We start from the raw sequence: 18,173 nt of genomic DNA on the forward strand, positions 1-18,173 counted from the left end.
TTTCTCCTCATCTTCCCCATGGCGCACTTCGCCATGAGACGGAATTGGCACCTTCCCTAGCCGGGGACCTCGCGGGGGTGCGTGTCGAAAACGCATCGCGAGAACCGACTGGAGGGTTGCCGGGGCTTCAACGGGCCGTGTCCCTCTGCCCCTCTGGATGAGCGGTATGGCACCGGCACACGCGCTCTGTGGCGCGCCGGTGCGTTTGTGCGCGGGGACCCCGGCATGCCGTGGTCCCTCGCGTTGTTCAAGACTGTAACCGAAGGGCAGGGCGGTTGAGACAGCCGTCCGAACCGCGAGATGGATCACATATCGGCCGATATCGCCGAGGGTCACCGAGGAACCAGGGAGTGCTGAGGGTGCTGGATGAGGTGGAGCGCTGGCTGGCAGACCGCTCCTGGTCCGCCGCCGACCGACCGCTCGACCAGCTGCTCGACCGGAAACGGGCGGCCGGGACGACGGTCAGCGTGGTGCTGCCCGCGCTCGACGAGGAGGCGACGGTCGGGGAGATCGTGGAGGTGATCCGGCGCGATCTGATCGACGGCCTGCCGACCCCCCTGGTCGATGAGCTGGTGGTGGTCGACTCCGGGTCCAGCGACCGTACGGCGGAGGTCGCGGCCAAGGCCGGCGCCCGGGTCGTGCACCGGGACGCGCTGCTGCCGCGGATCCCCGCGCTGCCCGGCAAGGGCGAGGTGCTGTGGCGTTCGCTGCTCGCCACCACCGGTGACGTGGTCTGCTTCGTCGACGCCGACCTGCGGGACTTCTCGTCGTCCTTCGTCTCCGGGATCGTCGGCCCGCTGCTGACGGATCCGCAGGTGCAGTTCGTCAAGGCCATGTACGACCGCCCGCTCGCGGACGCCCCCGGCCAGGGCGGCCGGGTGACCGAGCTGGTCGCCCGCCCCCTGCTCAACCTGCACTGGCCGCAGCTGGCCGGCTTCGTGCAGCCGCTCGGCGGCGAGTACGCCGTACGGCGCTCCCTGCTGGAACGCCTCCCCTTCCCCGTCGGCTACGGCGTCGAGCTGGGCCTGCTGGTGGACGCGCTGCACACGGTCGGGCTGGACGCGCTGGCCCAGGTCGACGTCGGGGTCCGGCTGCACCGGCACCAGGACGGGCGGGCGCTGGGCCGGATGGCCGCCGCGATCTACCGGACGGCGCAGGTCCGGCTTTCGCGCGCGCACCTCGTGCGGCCGGAGCTGACCCAGTTCGAGCGGGGGCCGGACGGGTTCGTTCCGCGCACCTACGCGGTGGACACCGAGGAGCGGCCGCCGATGGCGGAGATCAAGGAGTACGCGGGCCGCCGCGTCGCTTGACGGCCGCCGGAGCGGTGCCGCACACGAGTTTGAGCCGGGGCGGACCGGGCTAGGTTCGCCCCATGGCTTCTCAGGTACTCGTCGCCGCGAACCGCGGCCCGCTCTCCTACGTCCTCTCCGACGACGGCACGCTCAGTGCCCGGCGCGGCGGGGGCGGGCTCGTCTCCGGCCTGTCGGCGGCCCTGGCGAAGCAGCCGGGGGCCCTCTGGATCTGCGCGGCCCTCTCCGACGCCGACCGGGAGGCGGTGCGCCGGGGCACCTCCGAGCCGGGGGTGCGGATGCTGGACATCGACCCGGCCGTGTACGACGGCGCGTACAACGGCATCGCCAACTCGGTGCTCTGGTTCACCCACCACCACCTCTACGACGTCCCGCGCGAGCCGGTCTTCGACGCGGCGTTCCGCCGGCACTGGGAGGCGTACGTCGCCTACAACCGGACCTTCGCCGAGGCGCTGGCCGAGGAGGCCGCCGAGGGGGCGCGCGTCCTGGTGCAGGACTACCACCTGGCCCTGGTCCCGGGGCAGCTGCGCGAGCTGCGCCCCGACCTGCGGATCGCGCACTTCACCCACACCCCGTGGGCGTCGCACGAGTTCATGGGGATGCTCCCGGACGACGTCCGCTCCCAGCTGGTGTGGGGCATGCTCGGCGCGGACCAGCTGGGCTTCCACGCCTGGCGCTGGTCGGTGAACTTCATTACGGGGGCCAACGCGGACGACGCGACCGGCATCGCGGAGCCGTCCCTGCCCAGCGGGGTCCCGGAGCGCGGGGTGTGGCACCGCAAGGCGGCCGCCGACGGGCGCGGACACGGCCCGAAGCGGTTCACCGAAGTCCGGCAGTACCCGCTCGGCGTCGACGCGGACGACCTGCGCGCGCTCGCGCACCGGCCGGTCGTGGACGACAGGCTGGCCGCGCTGCGGGCGGAGGTCGCGGGCCGCATGACGATCGTCCGCGTGGACCGCACCGAGCTGTCGAAGAACATCCTGCGCGGGCTGCTGGCCTACCGGGAGCTGCTCGTCACGCACCCCGAGTGGCGGGAGCGGGTGGTGCACCTGGCCTCCGCGTACCCGTCCCGGCAGGACCTGGCGGTGTACCGGGCGTACACGGACTCGGTGCGGGAGCTGGCGGCGGAGATCAACGAGGAGTTCGGGACGGCGGACTGGCAGCCGGTGCTGGTGTCGGTCGAGGACGACTTCGCGCGCTCGCTGGCGGCGTACCGGATGGCGGACGTGGCGCTGGTCAACCCGGTGCGGGACGGCATGAACCTGGTCGCGAAGGAGATCCCGGTGGTCTCGGAGGACGGCTGCGCGCTGGTGCTGTCGACCGGGGCGGGGGCGCACGAGGAGCTGAAGGGCGACGCGATCACGGTGAACCCGTACGACGTCACCGCGACGGCCGAGGCCCTGCACGAGGCGCTGTCCATGCCCCGGGCGGAGCGGGCGGAGCGGACGAAGCGGCTGGCCGCGGCGGCCACGGCGCTGCCCCCGGCGGCCTGGTTCGAGGCTCAGCTGGCGGCGCTGGCCGGGGTCTGAGCGGGGGCGGTCGCGGTCGCGGGCCGCAGGCCCGGGAGGCACAGGGCGAGGGCGCCGAGGAGGAATCCGTAGCAGGAGACCAGGCCGTGGCCGTTGGCCTGGGCGAACCAGAGGACGAGGCCGAGTGCGGGCACCCCGGCGGCGAGCAGCAGCTCCTTGGTGGGGCCGGCCGCGGGGTTCCCCTCGGCCGCGGCGACGCGGCGCGAGCGCAGGGCGCGGAGCAGGAGGGCGGCGGCGAGGGTGGCCCCGAGGAAGTAGGTGGCGCCGGAGCTCCCGGCGAAGTTGCGGGGGTCGGTGCTGTGGTGGCCGCCCACGCCGAGCAGCGCGTCGAGGTGCTCCGGCAGGAGGATCCCGGCGAGGAACAGGGCCAGGGTGCGGGGAGCTCCCCAGAACCAGTCGGCCAGCGCGGCGACGGCGGCGAGGGTGGCGATGTTCCAGGCGCCGCCGAGGAGGCCGCCGTTCTGCATGAACACGGCGGTGACGACCCGCCACCACCCGCTCTCGGCGGGGTCGTCGTCGAGGGCGTCCATGGCCCCGGACCAGCACAGCTGCGTGACGACCCCGGCGAGGGCGAGGGCGGTCAGGGCCACCGCCGCCCAGGGGATACGGCGCCCGCGCAGGGTGTCCCGGCCGAGGAGGTCGAGGCCCCCGTTGAACATCATCACCATCAATGCCGCCGTGGTCACGTTGAACACGATCGCGCCCATCGCCGCCACCCCCCTCCGGTCGTCGTGGGATGACAGTAGCCCTTCGGACGGGCATTTTCAAACAGTGTTAGAAATGGGCGTAGGCTGGCCCCGTGAAGCTGACGAAGGAACGCATCATCGACGCGGGCATGGCGGAGTTCGCCGAGTCCGGCTACCACGGCCTGTCCATGCGGCGCGTGGCCCAGCGGCTCGACGCGAAGGCGGGCAGCCTCTACTACCACGTGCCCAGCAAGGGCGTGCTGGTCCGGCTGATGGCGGACCGGGTGGCGCGGCAGGCCTACGACGCCGGCACCGCAGCCCTCGCCGCGCTGGATCCCGGCGCGGGCTGGCAGCAACGGGTGGAGGCCCAGGCCCTCACGTTGCGCGACGGCATCCGGCGCCACGCCGGGGGCGCGGTGATGTTCGCCGACAGCCCGAAGGTGCTCAGCACCGGGGCGCTGTCGGTGATGGAGCGGCTGCTGGAGACGCTGCGCGCGGCCGGCGTGCCGGAGGCGGACTGCGCCGTCGGGGCCGACGCGCTGCTCAGCCACCTCACGGGCTTCGTGCTCCAGGAGCAGAGCGAGTCCCCGGAGGCGCCCGTCGGGCCCGAGGACGTCGCCGCGCTGCTGGAACGCTTCCCGCTGACGGTGGCCGCCGCCTCGGCCCACGGGGAGGACGAGAAGTTCCTGCTCAGCGTGCGCCTGATCTGCGCCGGCCTCGCGACGCTGATCCCCTGATCCCGTGGTCCCCTGATGCCGTGGTCCCCTGATCCCGTGGTCCCCTGATCCCGTGGTCCCGCACTCCCCGCACGGGCGGGCCCCCGGGCCCGGCGGGTCAGGCGGTGCGGAGGGCCCCGGCGAGGGTCGCGAGGAAGGCCGTCACGGCGGCCGGGCCCGGGAGGACGAGGTCGGCGCGGGCGGCGAGTTCCGGGACCTCCGCGGAGCCGCTGCACACCAGCAGCCCCGGCAGGCCGTCGGCCCGGCGCTTCTCGACCGCCGAGAACGCCGCGAGGTCCCCGAGGTCGTCCCCCGCGTAGAGCACGGCCCCGGCCTGCCGCTCCTCCAGGAACTCCGTCAGGGCGACGCCCTTGTCCATGCCCGGCGGACGCAGCTCCAGCACGGCCCGGCCGGGCTCGACCATCAGCCCGTGGCGGGCGGCGAGCTCCGCGAGGGGCTCCCGCAGGGCGGCGAACGCCGCCTCCGGGTCCTCGGCCCGCCGGGTGTGCACGGCCAGCGCGCGGCCCTTCTCCTCGATCCAGGTCCCGCGCCACGCGCCGATGGCGTCGAGGAAGCCCGGCAGCTCGGCCCGCAGGGCGGCCACTCCGGGGTGTTCGGCGGGGGCGTGCACGATGCCGGTGACGGCGTCCCAGCGCTCGGCACCGTAGTGGCCCAGGACGACGAGGTGTTCCAGACCGGGTACTCCGGCGAAGCCGCCGTAGCGGACGGCGACCCCGGCCGGGCGGCCGGTGACCACGGCGACGGCCGCGACCCGCGGGGCGAGCGCGGCGAGCGCCGGTACGGCGTCCGGGTGCGCGCGGGCCTGGTCCGGGTCGGGGACGATGTCGGCGAGGGTGCCGTCGAAGTCGAGGGCGACGACGGCGTCGCGGGGTGCGCGGAGGAGGGCTTCGAGTCCCTCGCGTCCGGCTGCGGTGGCGGGCACGGGCATCGGCAGGTCGTGCGGATGGCTCCCCATGCAGATGACCCTACCGGCGACGCCCGGACGCGCCCACCCCTTCGCGGACAGTCACCTACCGCCGGGCCCGCTGGGCCTCGCGGATCCGCCGGAGCCGGTTGACGGTGCCCGGTGCGTGTTCGAGCGCCCGTGGATCGTCCATCAAGGCGTTGAGCAGCTGGTAGTAGCGGACGGGGGTCAGGCCGAGCCCTTCCCGTATCGCCCGCTCCTTGGCGCCGGGCCCGGGCCAGGTGCGGCCTTCGTACGCGAGCACGGCGGCCTCCGTGGCCGTCAGCCGCCCGTCGTCCGTCATACGGCCAGATTAACGCCGCCCGCCGACAGTGCCCCCGCGCGGGGCGCCGGCGGCGGGCGCCGCCGCCTCAGTGGTCGCCGTCCGCCTTGCGTGCGCTCGTCGCGATGTCCTCCAGGACCTTCTCGGGCTGTCCGCCCGGCTGGACGACCTGTCCGATCTTCTGCTTGATGTCCTCGCTGACCCCGGCCCAGGACTTCTTGCCGACCGGGTAGAGGCGGGACGTCGGCAGGGCGGTCAGGAAGGTCTTCAGCTGGGCCGCCGAGCCGCCCGTGCTCGCGTCCATGGCCCGGTAGCCGCTGGTGGTGACGGGCAGCAGGTCGTACATGGACGTGAAGGCGGTCACGTTCTTCGCCGAGTACAGGTGGTCCAGGAACTTCCCGGCCTCCTTCTTGTGGCCGTTCTTGAAGGCCATCACCCAGTCCGCGACGCCCATCGCGGAGTGGTCGGCACCGTCGGTGGTCGGCATCGGCACCATGCCGAACTTCACGCCCTTGCCCGCGGCCTGCTTGAGCAGGGTGGGGTGGCCGTTGAGCATGCCCACCTCGCCGCGGGTGAAGGCGTCGAAGGCGGCCTGGCGGTCCAGCTTGCCCGGCTCGACCGGGCCGGTCAGGCCCTGCCCGACCATCTTGTCGCGCAGGAACTCGAAGGACTTCACGTTCTCCGGGGAGTCGATCGCGTACGCCTCCTCGTTGTCGGTGTAGCCGCCGCCGCCCGCGAGCATCCACATCATCGACTCGGCCTGGGCCTCCTCGCGGCCCAGCGGCAGCGCGAAGGGGGTGGGCACGCCCGCGCCCTTGAGCTTCTTGGCGGCCGCCTCCAGGTCCGCCCAGCTCTTGGGCTGCCAGGGGGTCGAGCCGTCCTTGGGTATCACTCCGGCGTCGCCGAGCAGCTTGGTGTTGTAGAAGAGCAGCCGGGTGCTGGCCACGAAGGGCATCCCGTACTGGACCCGCTTGACCTTGCCCGCGTCGGCGAGCGGTGCGAGGAAGTCGGCCTCGGTGTTGACGGAGAGCAGCTCGTCGGCGGTGTAGAGCTTGCCCGCCTCGGCGTAGTCGGCGTAGGCGCCGATCTGCGCGATGTCGGGGGCCTTGCCCGCCTTGACCATCGCGGCGACCTTGGCGTCGACCTCCGACCAGGAGTAGACGCTGACCTCGACGTGCACGCCGGGGTTGTCCTTCTCGAAGGAGGAGGCGAGTCCCTTCCAGTAGGTCGCGGAGGAGTTCTGCGGATTGTCGCCGTAATCGGCCGCCACGACCCGCAGGGTCACCTCGTTGTCCCCGCTGAGACCCGACACGGTTCCACAGCCCGTCAGCGTCGCCGTCAGGCACAGTGCGGCCCCGGTAGCGGCCAGGCTCAGGTAACGGCCCTTCACGGTTCTCGATCCACCCCTGTTTGTACGTACGATTCGACGTAAGGTCTACACCACTTTGACGGCTCCTCCACAACCGGAACGGCGTGGCGCCCGGACTGTGTCCGGACCGTATCCGGACCAGGGTCCCGAATTTGTATGGCGGCTCAACAATCCCTTCAATGGACTAGACCTTTCCCTCCCGAGCACGCGAGACTGTCTCCTGTGAAACCCGTGAAACACGTCATCGCCCTCGATGTGGGCGGCACCGGGATGAAGGCCGCCCTCATCGCCCGGGACGGCAACCTGCTGCACGAGGCGCGCCGCGCCACCGGCCGCGAGCGGGGCCCCGAAGCCGTCGTCGAGACGATCCTGGACTTCGCCGACGAGCTGCTGCGCCTGGGCCTCGAACGCTTCGGCACGACCGCCTCCGCCGCCGGAGTGGCCGTCCCCGGCATCGTCGACGCCGAACGGGGCATCGCCGTCTACGCCGCCAACCTCGGCTGGCGCGACGTCCCGCTGCGGGCGCTCCTCGGAGCCCACCTGGGCGGCGTCCCCGTCGCCCTCGGGCACGACGTCCGCACCGGCGGGCTCGCCGAGGGCCGCATCGGCGCGGGCCGGGGCACCGACCGCTTCCTGTTCGTCCCGCTCGGCACCGGCATCGCCGGTGCCATCGGCATCGCCGGCCGCATCGAGGCCGGCGCGCACGGCTACGCGGGCGAGATCGGCCACATCGTGGTCCGTCCCGGCGGTCCCGCCTGCGGCTGCGGCCAGCACGGCTGCCTGGAGACCCTGGCCTCCGCCTCCGCCGTCTCCCGCGCCTGGGCCGCCGCCTCCGGCGACCCGGCGGCCGACGCGGCCGACTGCGCCAAGGCCGTCGAGTCCGGCGACGCGCGCGCCCGCGAGGTCTGGCTCACCGCGATCGGCGCCCTCGCCGACGGACTGGTCACCGCGATCACCCTGCTGGACCCGAGCACGCTGATCATCGGTGGCGGGCTGGCCGAGGCGGGGGAAACCTTGTTCACACCACTTCGGACGGCCGTCGAGGAGCGCGTGACGTTCCAGCGGCTGCCCGAGATCGTTCCGGCGGCCCTCGGGGACACCGCCGGATGCCTGGGCGCAGGGCTGCTCGCCTGGGACCTACTCGCCACGGAGGTACCTGCCTGATGTCCGGAAGCGCACACAGCACCGTTCTCTCCGGCGCCAGGGTGGTGCTGCCCACCGGGACCGTCGCGGGAGGCCGGGTCATCGTCGAGCGCGACCGCATCGCGGGCAGCGCCCACGAGGGCGCCGAGATCGTCGACCTGTCCGGGCACTGGATCGTCCCCGGCTTCGTGGACATGCACAACCACGGCGGCGGCGGGGCCTCCTTCACCTCCGGCACCGCCGAGGAGGTCCTCCGGGGCGTACGCACCCACCGCGAGCACGGCACCACCACCCTCACCGCCTCCACCGTCACCGGCGACCTCGACGAACTGGCCCGGCGCGCCGCCCTGCTCGCCGAGCTCACCCAGCAGGGCGAGATCGCCGGCGTCCACTTCGAGGGCCCCTTCATCAACCCCTGCCGCAAGGGCGCGCACAAGGCGGACCTGCTCCGCGACCCCGACCCGGCCGAGGTCCGCAAGCTGGTCGACGCCGCGCACGGCACCGCCCGGATGTTCACCCTCGCCACCGAACTGCCGGGCGGACTGGACTCCGTACGGCTGCTGGCCGAGCACGGGGTCATCGCCGCGATCGGCCACACGGACTCCACGTACGACCAGACCCGCCAGGCCATCGACGCCGGCGCGACCGTCGCCACCCACCTCTACAACGCGATGCCCGGCCTGGAGCACCGCGCCCCCGGGCCGATCGCCGCCCTGCTGGAGGACGAACGGGTCACCGTCGAGCTGATCAACGACGGCACCCACCTGCACCCGGCGATGCTGGAGCTGGCCTTCCACCACGCCGGCGCCCACCGCGTGGCGCTGATCACCGACGCCATGGACGCGGCCGGCTTCGGCGACGGCACCTACCACCTCGGTCCGCTGGAGGTCGAGGTCAAGGACGGCGTCGCCCGCCTCGTGGAGGGCGGCTCCATCGCGGGCTCCACCCTGACCCTGGACACCGCCTTCAAACGGTCGGTGACCGTCGACCGGCTGCCCGTCGAATCCGTGGTCCAGGCGATCTCGGCCAACCCTGCGAAACTCCTCGGCCTCTACGACGAGGTCGGCTCGCTGGAACCGGGCAAGTACGCCGACCTGGTCGTCCTCGACGCCGCGTTCGACCTCAAGGGCGTCATGCGGCGCGGCGAATGGATCGTCAACCCGCTGTCCTGAGCGGCCTTCCGGCGGTACGGAGCGACGCGGCGGGCCCTCGGGACTGGGCCCGCCGCCCGGTATTTGGCATGATCCCGGCATTCACCGAGACCGGGGCTGGCCATGATCCTCACCGTGACGCTCAACACCGCACTCGACGTCACCCACCGGGTGCCGCGACTGCTCCCGCACGCCTCCCACCGGGTCACCGGCGTCGCCGAACGCCCGGGCGGCAAGGGCCTGAACGTGGCCCGCGTGCTCGGCGCGCTCGGCCACCCGGTGACCGCGACGGGCTTCGCGGGCGGACCGGCCGGCACGCTCGTACGCGAACTGCTCGCCGGCTGCCCCGGGGTCACCGACGCCCTCGTCCCCTGCTCGGGCACCACCCGGCGCACCCTGGCCGTCGTCGACGAAACCACCGGCGACACCACGCAGTTCAACGAACCCGGCCCGCAGATCACCGCCGGGGAATGGTCCGCCTTCCTGGACCGCTACACCGAACTCGCCGCCGGGGCACGCGCGGTGGCCCTGTGCGGCAGCCTCCCCCCGGGCGTCCCGGTCGGCGCCTACGCGACCCTCGTACGGACGGCCCGCACCGCCGGGGTCCCGGTCCTGCTGGACACCAGCGGCGAGGCCCTGCGCCGCGGCGTCGCCGCCCGGCCGGAGATCATCAAGCCGAACTCCGCGGAACTGGCGGAGCTCACCGGCTCCCGCGAGCCGCTCCCCGCCACCCGCGACGCCCGCCGCCGGGGCGCCCACGCGGTGGTCACCTCCCTGGGTCCCGGAGGGCTCCTCGCCGCCACCCCCGACGGCACCTGGCAGGCGGCCCCGCCCCGCCCCCTGTCCGGCAACCCCACCGGCGCGGGCGACTCCGCGGTGGCGGGCCTGCTCTCCGCCCTCACGGAGGGCCTGGACTGGCCGGCCCGGCTCACCCGCGCGGTGGCCCTCTCGGCGGCCACCGTCCACGCCCCGGTGGCGGGAGAGTTCGACCCCCGCACCTACGAGGAGGTACGGGGGTCGGTGAAGGTCACGCCGCTCCGGTAGCGCGTCGCGAGGGGGCGGCGCGGGGCACGCCCCCTGCGGCGCCAACTCGCATCAGCCCTTGGTGTGCCCCTGGCCCAGCCTCAGCTGGTCGAAGATCACGTCGCACTGGTTGCCGGCCTCGCACGAGATCTTCATCGCGTTCGACCCCTTCTTCAGGGTTATGAACGCGAACGTGCGGGTCCACCCCTTGTCCCACGCCCCGGCCTCGGCCTTCGCGAAGTTCGCCAGGTTCAGGGACTGGTTCGGGCTCTGCCCGTTGACCGTGAGGGTCGTCTTCGCGTCCTTGCCGGGCACCGCGTAGTTCACGAACAGCGTGTAGTCGCCGGCCTCGGGGACCTCGACCGTCCAGGTCAGCGCGGCACCCGGCGTGTTGAAGTTGCCGACGTACTGGCCGCCCGCACTCTTCGACCCCTGCACCGTGCTCTGCAGCACCGCACCACCGGTGAGCGCCATGCCCGCGCCGGCGGCCTCGCCCTTCGGCAGCGGGCTCTGGGAGGGCTCCGGGGAACCGCTGGGATCGGTGCCGCCGGGGTTCTTCTGGGGCGCCGACGGCTGCGGGGACTGGGACGACGCCTTGTTGTCGCCCTTCTTGTCGTCGCCCTTCTTGCCGAAGATCAGCGCGGCGCTGATGCCGATCGCCACCGCGGCGACCACCGCCACCGCGGCGATCAGCAGGCCCTTGCGGCTGGAGCCGCCGCCCCCGCCGTGGCCGCCGCGGCCGCCGGGCAGGGGAACGTGCTGGGTGTGCTGCTGCTGCGCCGGAACGCCGTAGCCGCCCGCCTGGAGCGCCTCGGGAGCCTGGTACTGGGCCTGGTAGGCCGGGGCCTGCTGCTGCGGCGGGACCGCGCCGCGCTGGCCGCCGTACGTCCGCTCGCCCACCGTGCGCACCTGGTTGTACGAGGTACGGGGGACGCCGGGCTGCGTGCCGGGCGGGCCACCGACCGCGGGGCCGGGGTAGCCGTATCCGCCGCCCTGACCGGGCGGGGTGGCTCCGGCGGCCTGGCCGTCCGCGTAGAGGTAGCCGAACGGGTCGTCGTCCTCGGGCTGGTTCGCCCCACCGTGCGGGCCGTTGTGCGCGGGCGTCGTCATCGCAGGTCACTCCTTTCGACCCACGGGAGCCTACCCCGAACACGTGCGCCCACGAGCGGCCGATCAGGTTACCCGGCCCGCCGGTGTGCCTTGGAACGGGACCTTTTCTCGATGTACATCCGCTGGTCGGCGGAGCGCAGCACCTCGTCCGCCGACATCCCGCAGCTGGCCCAGCCGATCCCGAAACTCGCCCCCACGCGGACCGCGCGGCCGTCCACCCGGATCGGCGGGATGATCGCGTTGCGCAGCCGTACGGCGAGGTCGGCGGCGTCGGCGGCGCCCAGTCCGTCGGCGAGGACGACGAACTCGTCACCACCGAGCCGGGCGACGGTGTCACCGTCCCTGACGCACGTCGTCAGCCGCCGGGCGACCTCGATCAGGACCGCGTCGCCCGTGTGGTGACCGAACCGGTCGTTGATCGACTTGAAGCCGTCGAGGTCGCAGAAGAGGACGGCGAGCCCCTTCGTCCCGTCGTCGACCTCCGTGGCGGGCGCCACGATGTGGACGTGGTGGTCGTACGGGCCGTCCGCGTGGGACGTGAAGGCGCCGGAGAAGTCGAAGGGGTCCGTCCCCGGCGCCGCCCCGGAGCCCGGGACGGCGCCCGCCCCGACGCCGGGGGCCGGGAAACCGTAGTCGGAGCCGTCGTGCCCGTCGGGGCGAAACCCGTGCTCCCCCGCACCACCCGCCTCGGGGCGCGTCTCGAAGGCCGCGTCGAGCGCCTCCACCGCGGTGGCCCGCACCGACTGGGGCCGCCGGCACAGCCGGGCCCCGAGCCGGGAGCGCAGCTCGGCGCTGTTGGGCAGGCCGGTGAGGGAGTCGTGGCTGGCGCGGTGCGCGAGCTGGAGCTCGTGCCGCTTGCGCTCCTCGATGTCCTCGACGTGCGTGAGCAGGAAACGGGGACCGTCGGCGGCGTCCGCGACGACGGAGTTGCGCAGCGAGACCCACACGTACGTGCCGTCGCGCCGCCCGAGGCGCAGCTCGGCGCGCCCGCCCTCGGCGGAGGTGCGCAGCAGGGTGCCGATGTCCTCGGGGTGCACGAGGTCGGAGAAGGAGTAGCGGCGCAGGACGGAGGCGGGCCGGCCGAGCAGGCGGCACAGGGCGTCGTTGGTGCGCAGCAGCCGGCCGTGCTGGTCGCCGCCCATCTCGGCGATGGCCATGCCGCTGGGCGCGTACTCGAAGGCCTGGCGGAACGACTCTTCGCTGGCGCGCAGCGCCTGCTGCTCGCGTTCCAGCCGGACCAGGGCCCGCTGCATGTTCGCCCGCAGCCGTGCGTTGCTGATCGCAATCGCCGCTTGGAAGGCGTACATCTGGAGCGCTTCGCGGCCCCATGCGCCGGGGCGGCGCCCGTTGCGCGGTCTGTCCACCGAGATGACACCCAGAAGTTCCCCGCCGGTCGCATACATCGGGGCGTACAGCCGGTCCTCGGGGTGCCATTCGTCCTCGAAGCGCGGATCTGGGCCGTCGGTGTGCCACTGGGGGACGTCGTCCTCGATCAGGACCCAGCCCTCGGTGTGCGGAATGAAGCGCAGCCCGTCCCAGTCCTCGCCCATGGCCAGGCGGCGCTCCCAGGAGGGGCGGGAACCGACGCGGCCGGTGATCAGGGCCTCGGCGGCCGGATCGCCGGCGAACGCGGCGACGACGAGATCCCCGTCGGGGCGTACGAGATTGACACAGGCGAGCTCGTAGCCGAGGCCGCGCACGATGCCGTCCACGACGGTCTGCAGAGTGTCCGCCAGGCTACGGGCCGTGTTGAGTTCGGCCACCACCTGGTGCAGCTGCCGCAGGGTCGCAAGACGGACGTACGGCTCCGACTCGGTCTCCATTGCTCGCTCTCCCCGAGACCTCGACAGCAACTCCAGGTTTGTCATCGGCGTTTCGTTGCGGTGTCCCGTCCACTGAATCACAGTGAGCTGTGCGGCAGGTACACAGGGTCAACAAATCTTGCCCTCTGTGACTCAAGTCACATGAGATGAATAACCGCGCACTCCGGGCGCGTTGGGGAGTAGGAGCGCTCCCGCTCCTTTTCGTGAGCAAACGATACGCCCGGCCTAGGCCTCGGGGCGGGGACGCGACTCGGACCACCGCCCGATGTGCGCCGCACGGCGGCGGGACTAGCGTTCGGGTCGTGCCGAAGACGACCCTTGTGACCGACCCGACCCCTGCGACCCCCGCGACCCGGGTCGCCCCCGAACCGTCCGCCACCCCTCATCCTGAGGGTGTGAGCAACGACGAGTTCCGGGCGGCCATGTCCCGGCTGGCGGCGGGCGTGTGCCTGATCACCGCACACGAGCCCCCTTCGACCGCCGACGGGCCGCGCGGCGAGGACGTCGGCATGACCGCCACCGCGTTCATGTCGGTCTCCCTGGACCCGCCGCTGGTGCTGGTGAGCCTGCGCGAGGACTCCCGGATGGACGACCTGCTGGCGGAGCAGCCGCTGTGGGCGGTGTCCGTCCTCGCCGACGGGCAGCTCCAGGTGGCGGGGCGCTTCGCCATGAAGAACCGGATCAGCGACCGGCTGCTGTTCGAGGGCCTGCCCGCGGTACGGGGGGCGCTCAGCGGGGCGCCGCTGCTGTCGGGGGCGCTGGCCACGCTGGAGTGCCGCACGGAGTCCCGCGTCGAGGCGGGCGACCACACCCTGGTCATCGGGCGCGTCCTCAGCGCCACCGTGCCGAACCCGGACGCACCGCCGCTGACGTACTTCCGGGGGCGCTACCGGCACTTGGCGCCGTAGCCCCGGCCCTGGCCGGGCGGGGTCGGGGGTGGCCGTTGCCCCGGCCGGGGGCTGCGGGGTGGCCGGGGTCGGTGCCGGCAGAACCCAGCCCCGCCGGCGATTGAGGCGCGGGGTACGGGGTACGGGGCGGGGGCCCGGTTACCAGTCTCGGGCCGTGCGGCCCCGCTTCGTTTCGCCGCGGGCCTTCTTCTCCCGCAGACGCCGCTCGTTGATCCCCCGGGGGATCTTCGTGGCGCGGCGCGCCTTCGGCGGTGGGGCCGTGGCCTCCGCCAGGAGCGAGGCCAGCCGGACCAGGGCCATCTCCCGGTTGCGGAACTGCGAGCGGTGCTCGGAGGCCCGTACCGTCACCACCCCGTCCACCAGCCGGGACGCGAGCCGCTCCAGCGCCCGTTCCTTCCACACGTCCGGCAGCGCCTTGGTCGCCGCCACGTCGAAGAGCAGCTCCACCCGCGAGTCCGAGGTGTTGACGTGCTGGCCGCCCGGCCCGGAGGAACGCGAGAAGCGCCAGGCGAGCTCCGCCTCGGGGAGCACGACCGAACCGCGGATGACATAGGGACCAGGCATGCCCCTATGATCGGCCCCCGCCGCGGCCCCCGTCACCCCGATTTCGGGGCGCCCCGGGCGGTTCGGAACCTACCGGACCCCTCCCTGCGTTATGAAGGACAGCAGTAACGTGGCCACGACCACTGAGCGCGGTCATGTGACGAGGAAGGGACACCAGTCAAAATGGCAGTAAGCCTGTCCAAGGGCGGCAACGTTTCGCTCACGAAGGAGGCCCCCGGCCTCAGCGCCGTCACGGTCGGCCTCGGCTGGGACGTCCGTACGACGACCGGTGTCGACTTCGACCTGGACGCCTCGGCCATCGCCGTCAACGCGACCGGCAAGGTCGTCTCCGACGGTCACTTCGTGTTCTTCAACAACAAGTCCACCCCGGACCAGACCATCGTGCACACCGGCGACAACCGCACCGGTGAGGGCTCGGGCGACGACGAGTCCATCAACGTCAACCTCGCCGGCCTGCCCGCCGACGTGGACAAGATCGTCTTCCCGGTCTCGATCTACGACGCCGAGTCCCGCAGCCAGAACTTCGGCCAGGTCCGCAACGCCTACATCCGCGTCGTGAACCAGGCCGGCGGCGCCGAGATCGCCCGCTACGACCTCTCCGAGGACGCCGCCACCGAGACCGCCATGGTCTTCGGCGAGCTCTACCGCAACGGTGCCGAGTGGAAGTTCCGCGCGGTCGGCCAGGGCTACGCCTCCGGCCTCACCGGCATCGCCCAGGACTTCGGCGTCAACGTCTGATCCGCGTCCGGCCCGGTGAAACCCCCTTCCCCGAGCCCGGGGCAGGGGGTTTCGCTACCGTTCGACGGGTGATCCTGCAACCGCTCGTGCCCGTGGACGGCGCCCTGCCGGGCCCGGTCCTCACCGAGATCGCCACGCTCTACGCGACGAACCGCGCGTTCTTCGAACTGAGCGGCGACTTCCCCGACCCCGCCCGCATCACCGTCGAGCAGGTCGCCGTCGCACTCGCCGACGAACTCGCCACCGACGGCGCCGAGGTGCTCCTGGCCCGCTCCGCGGGCCGGCTCGTCGGCCTCGTCGTCACCCTCGCCCACCACCCCGACCCGGCCTCCGGGGACCCGGACCCGTGGATCGGCCTGCTCCTCATCGACTCCACCGCCCACCGCGAGGGTCACGGCCGCACGGTGGCCGGCCTGGTCGAGGACCGCTTCCGCACCGCCGGGCGCGCGGGCGTACGGATCGCCGTACTGGAGGACAACGCGGCCGGCCTCGCCTTCTGGCAGGCCCAGGGCTACACCGTCCTGCGCCGGGCCAAGGACCGTGAACGGGGGCGCCCGTGCCGGGTGATGCGCAAGGAACTCTGACTCAGCGCGCGGTGGGACGGTCCTCGCCGTAGAGCCAGACGTCCCACACCTCCTTCAGGTCGTGGCCCGTGCGCCGCTGCGCGTACGCCGTGAAGTCGGCCGTGCTCGCGTTCCCGTGCCGGTGGTCGGCGGCCCAGCCGCGCAGCAGGTCGAAGAACGCCGGGTCGCCGACCTCCTGGCGGATCCGGTGGAGCACCATCGCACCGCGGTAGTACACCGGGTCGTCGGAGATGTGCTCCGGTCCGGGCGGGGAGCCCGGCGGGAAGGCCGCCCAGTCGCCGTCCGCGTGCGGGTCGACCGAGGTGTCGCCGGCCAGGAAGGCGTCGAAGCGCCGCTGCGCGCTCACCCCGCCGTGTTCCTCCGCCCACAGCCACTCCGCGTACGTCGCGAAGCCCTCGTTGAGCCACATGTCCTTCCAGGACTTCGGTGACACCGAGTTCCCGAACCACTGGTGCGCCAGCTCGTGCAGGACCGTTTCCTCGTCGGGAGCGCCCGAGTAGACCGGCTTCGTCTGCGTTTCCAGCGCGTACGTGAGGGTCTGCGCCGGCATCACGATCGAGCCGACGCCGCCGAAGGGGTAGGGGCCGAACTTCGCGGTCCCCCAGTCAACGATCTGCGGCAGCCGGGCCAGCGCGGCCTCGCTGCCCGCCACCTCGCCGGGCGCGACCGCGTCGTAGACCGGGACGCCCGAGGGGGTCCGGCCCGTCGTCACCTTGAACCGGCCGATGGCGACGGTCGCGAGGTAGCTCGCCATCGGATCGGGGCTGTGCCACGCGAACTCGGTCTGCCCGTCGGCCACTTCCTTGCGGGAGCGCAGCTCGCCGTTGGACACGGCCTCGTAGCCGTGCGGGACGGTGACGGTGATGTCGTACGTGGCCTTGTCGCTGGGGTGGTGGTTGCCGGGGAACCAGCCCATCGACCCCACGGGCTCGCCGACCGCCACGGCGCCGCCCGCGCCCGCGATCCAGCCCTCCTTGGAGCCGTCCGGGTCGACGACGGGCTTGGGGCGGCCGCCGTAGTCGATCTCCGTACGGAAGACCTCGCCCTTCTTCAGGTCCTTGGCCGGGCGGACCGTCAGCTCGTTGCCGGTCCGGTTGTAACGGGCGCCGGTGCCCTGGACGTCCACGCTCTCGACCTTGAGGCCGCTCAGGTCCAGGTTGAAGGAGCTGAGGCCCTGTTCGGCACGGGCGGTGATGACGGCGGTGGCGTGCAGCAGGCCGTCGGCGGGGTCGTAGGCGAGGTCGAGGTCGTAGTGCTCGACCTGGTAGCCGCCGTTGCCGGCGCGGGGGAAGTACGGGTCGCGCAGCCCGGACGCGCCGGGCCGCCCCTGCACGGTGGCGCCCGTACATCCCGTGGCCAGGGCGGCGAGGGAGAGGAGGGCTGCGAGTGCGGGGGCGGCCAGGCGGGTGAGGCCGGTGCGGCCGGGGAGCGCGGGGTGTTCCACGGGTCCGATCCTAAGCGGGTGCCCCGGACGGGGGGCGGGGCCGCGGTCGGGCGCCGGCGGAGCCACCCGGTCGCTGGTCCCTACTTCTCGCCGAGGGCGTCGGCACCGGCCTTGGCGAACTTCTCGTCCAGGTCGCCGCTCGGGGCGCCGGCCACGCCGATGCCGGCGACCGGGGCGCCCTTGGCCTGCACCGGGGTGCCACCGGCGAGGAAGAGGGTGCCGGGGATGTCCTTCAGGTTCGGGGTCTGCGCGAGGCGGCCGGCGAGCACCGAGGTCGGGGCGTTCCAGGACACGGCGGTGAAGGCCTTGCGCTGGGCCGACTCGTAGGACTGCGGGCCCGCGCCGTCGCCGCGCAGGGTGACGATGGTGTTGCCGTTGCGGTCCACCACCGCGACCGTCACCCTCTGGTTCTCCTTCTCCGCCGCCTGGAGCGCGGCCTGGGCGGCGCGGGTGGYGGCGTCGACGGTGAGGTGGGTGGAGGTGGTGAAGTTCCGGTCCTCGTCCTTCTTGGCCGCGGCCTGGACGGGGGCGGGGGTGGCGCTCGCGCTGACGGCGCCGAAGGTCCCGGCGCCGAGGGCGACGGCGAGGGCGGTACCGGTGAGGACGCGGGTGCGGGTGTTCATGGCTGCTGCTCCTGGTGGTCATCGGCTCGACTGGCTGCTCCAAGCCTCCGCCGGAACCACCCGCGCTCCCGTCCCCGTACCGGCTCGCGGGGACGAGCGCACCGGTTGACGCGGGGGTCATCCGATCGGTCGATGCGGCTGCCCCGGCCGGGCGGTTCTCCTGGGGGGCGGGCCTCGGCCGGCCTTGCCCTGGCGGGGCGGGTGG

18 protein-coding genes and 1 riboswitch are annotated in these 18,173 nt (G+C 73.1%); of the genes, 9 read left to right on the plus strand and 9 right to left on the minus strand.

Annotated features, from left to right (window positions below):
* Window positions 1-4: 4 nt before the first annotated feature.
* Window positions 5-164, minus strand: a riboswitch (SAM riboswitch).
* 195 nt (window positions 165-359) lie between these two features.
* A complete protein-coding gene (locus AB4039_RS20585; RefSeq protein ID WP_266840726.1) occupies window positions 360-1,310 on the plus strand; it encodes a glucosyl-3-phosphoglycerate synthase in 951 nt (316 codons plus the stop codon).
* 62 nt (window positions 1,311-1,372) lie between these two features.
* On the plus strand, window positions 1,373-2,839 hold the full coding sequence (locus AB4039_RS20590) for an alpha,alpha-trehalose-phosphate synthase (UDP-forming) (protein ID WP_442271443.1): 1,467 nt from the start codon (window positions 1,373-1,375) through the stop codon (window positions 2,837-2,839).
* Here the strand turns inward: AB4039_RS20590 and AB4039_RS20595 are convergent.
* Window positions 2,812-3,546 carry a hypothetical protein gene (locus AB4039_RS20595; protein ID WP_442271444.1) on the minus strand — a complete coding sequence of 245 codons (735 nt, stop codon included), beginning with the start codon at window positions 3,544-3,546 and terminating at the stop codon, window positions 2,812-2,814. The genes AB4039_RS20590 and AB4039_RS20595 overlap by 28 nt on opposite strands.
* 92 nt (window positions 3,547-3,638) lie before the next feature.
* Here AB4039_RS20595 and AB4039_RS20600 point away from each other — a divergent pair, with 92 nt between their 5' ends.
* Window positions 3,639-4,262, plus strand: coding sequence for a TetR/AcrR family transcriptional regulator (locus AB4039_RS20600; protein WP_266840721.1), 624 nt, complete (start codon window positions 3,639-3,641; stop codon window positions 4,260-4,262).
* Window positions 4,263-4,359: 97 nt separating this feature from the next.
* On the opposite strand, the gene otsB is transcribed toward AB4039_RS20600, so the two are convergent.
* The 3 genes from otsB to AB4039_RS20615 all read right to left on the minus strand — a co-directional run bounded on the left by otsB (window position 4,360) and on the right by AB4039_RS20615 (window position 6,878).
* A complete protein-coding gene (gene otsB, locus AB4039_RS20605) occupies window positions 4,360-5,217 on the minus strand; it encodes a trehalose-phosphatase (RefSeq protein WP_266840719.1) in 858 nt (285 codons plus the stop codon).
* Window positions 5,218-5,272: 55 nt separating this feature from the next.
* Window positions 5,273-5,509, minus strand: a complete 237-nt coding sequence (locus AB4039_RS20610; protein ID WP_030232458.1) for a DUF3263 domain-containing protein — start codon at window positions 5,507-5,509, stop codon at window positions 5,273-5,275.
* A gap of 67 nt (window positions 5,510-5,576) precedes the next feature.
* Window positions 5,577-6,878: an extracellular solute-binding protein gene (locus AB4039_RS20615; RefSeq protein ID WP_266840718.1), complete on the minus strand. Its 1,302-nt coding sequence runs from the start codon at window positions 6,876-6,878 to the stop codon at window positions 5,577-5,579.
* A 210-nt stretch (window positions 6,879-7,088) separates the two neighbouring features.
* On the opposite strand from AB4039_RS20615, the gene AB4039_RS20620 reads away from it, so the two are divergent.
* From AB4039_RS20620 to AB4039_RS20630, 3 genes are all read left to right on the plus strand, one after another.
* Window positions 7,089-8,021, plus strand: coding sequence for an ROK family protein (locus tag AB4039_RS20620; protein WP_266841790.1), 933 nt, complete (start codon window positions 7,089-7,091; stop codon window positions 8,019-8,021).
* Window positions 8,021-9,172 carry an N-acetylglucosamine-6-phosphate deacetylase gene (nagA, locus tag AB4039_RS20625; protein WP_266840717.1) on the plus strand — a complete coding sequence of 384 codons (1,152 nt, stop codon included), beginning with the start codon at window positions 8,021-8,023 and terminating at the stop codon, window positions 9,170-9,172. Before AB4039_RS20620 ends, nagA begins: the two co-directional genes overlap by 1 nt.
* A 102-nt stretch (window positions 9,173-9,274) precedes the next feature.
* Window positions 9,275-10,195, plus strand: a complete 921-nt coding sequence (locus tag AB4039_RS20630; protein ID WP_266840716.1) for a 1-phosphofructokinase — start codon at window positions 9,275-9,277, stop codon at window positions 10,193-10,195.
* A 51-nt stretch (window positions 10,196-10,246) separates the two neighbouring features.
* On the opposite strand, the gene AB4039_RS20635 is transcribed toward AB4039_RS20630, so the two are convergent.
* Both AB4039_RS20635 and cdgB read right to left on the minus strand, forming a co-directional pair.
* A complete protein-coding gene (locus tag AB4039_RS20635; protein ID WP_266840714.1) occupies window positions 10,247-11,284 on the minus strand; it encodes a CBM35 domain-containing protein in 1,038 nt (345 codons plus the stop codon).
* Between the two features lie 68 nt (window positions 11,285-11,352).
* Window positions 11,353-13,107, minus strand: coding sequence for a diguanylate cyclase CdgB (cdgB, locus tag AB4039_RS20640; RefSeq protein ID WP_266840712.1), 1,755 nt, complete (start codon window positions 13,105-13,107; stop codon window positions 11,353-11,355).
* A 422-nt stretch (window positions 13,108-13,529) separates the two neighbouring features.
* Here cdgB and AB4039_RS20645 point away from each other — a divergent pair, with 422 nt between their 5' ends.
* On the plus strand, window positions 13,530-14,015 hold the full coding sequence (locus AB4039_RS20645) for a flavin reductase family protein (RefSeq protein ID WP_442271453.1): 486 nt from the start codon (window positions 13,530-13,532) through the stop codon (window positions 14,013-14,015).
* Window positions 14,016-14,153: 138 nt separating this feature from the next.
* Here the strand turns inward: AB4039_RS20645 and arfB are convergent, their stop codons facing one another.
* Window positions 14,154-14,579, minus strand: a complete 426-nt coding sequence (gene arfB / locus AB4039_RS20650; protein ID WP_266840711.1) for an alternative ribosome rescue aminoacyl-tRNA hydrolase ArfB — start codon at window positions 14,577-14,579, stop codon at window positions 14,154-14,156.
* A 162-nt stretch (window positions 14,580-14,741) separates the two neighbouring features.
* On the opposite strand from arfB, the gene AB4039_RS20655 reads away from it, so the two are divergent.
* Together AB4039_RS20655 and AB4039_RS20660 are read left to right on the plus strand one after the other, a co-directional pair.
* Window positions 14,742-15,317 carry a TerD family protein gene (locus AB4039_RS20655; protein WP_266840710.1) on the plus strand — a complete coding sequence of 192 codons (576 nt, stop codon included), beginning with the start codon at window positions 14,742-14,744 and terminating at the stop codon, window positions 15,315-15,317.
* Window positions 15,318-15,385: 68 nt separating this feature from the next.
* The gene (locus AB4039_RS20660) at window positions 15,386-15,901 is read left to right on the plus strand and encodes a GNAT family N-acetyltransferase (protein WP_442271445.1); all 516 of its coding nucleotides are present in this window, start codon (window positions 15,386-15,388) and stop codon (window positions 15,899-15,901) included.
* A gap of 1 nt (window position 15,902) precedes the next feature.
* On the opposite strand, the gene AB4039_RS20665 is transcribed toward AB4039_RS20660, so the two are convergent.
* Both AB4039_RS20665 and AB4039_RS20670 read right to left on the minus strand, forming a co-directional pair.
* On the minus strand, window positions 15,903-17,345 hold the full coding sequence (locus AB4039_RS20665) for a M1 family metallopeptidase (protein WP_442271446.1): 1,443 nt from the start codon (window positions 17,343-17,345) through the stop codon (window positions 15,903-15,905).
* Window positions 17,346-17,425: 80 nt separating this feature from the next.
* Window positions 17,426-17,968: a GlcG/HbpS family heme-binding protein gene (locus AB4039_RS20670; protein ID WP_442271447.1), complete on the minus strand. Its 543-nt coding sequence runs from the start codon at window positions 17,966-17,968 to the stop codon at window positions 17,426-17,428.
* Between the last annotated feature and the right edge of the window lie 205 nt (window positions 17,969-18,173).

The organism is Streptomyces sp. M-16, from assembly GCF_052114405.1.
Classification (GTDB): Bacteria; Actinomycetota; Actinomycetes; order Streptomycetales; family Streptomycetaceae; genus Streptomyces.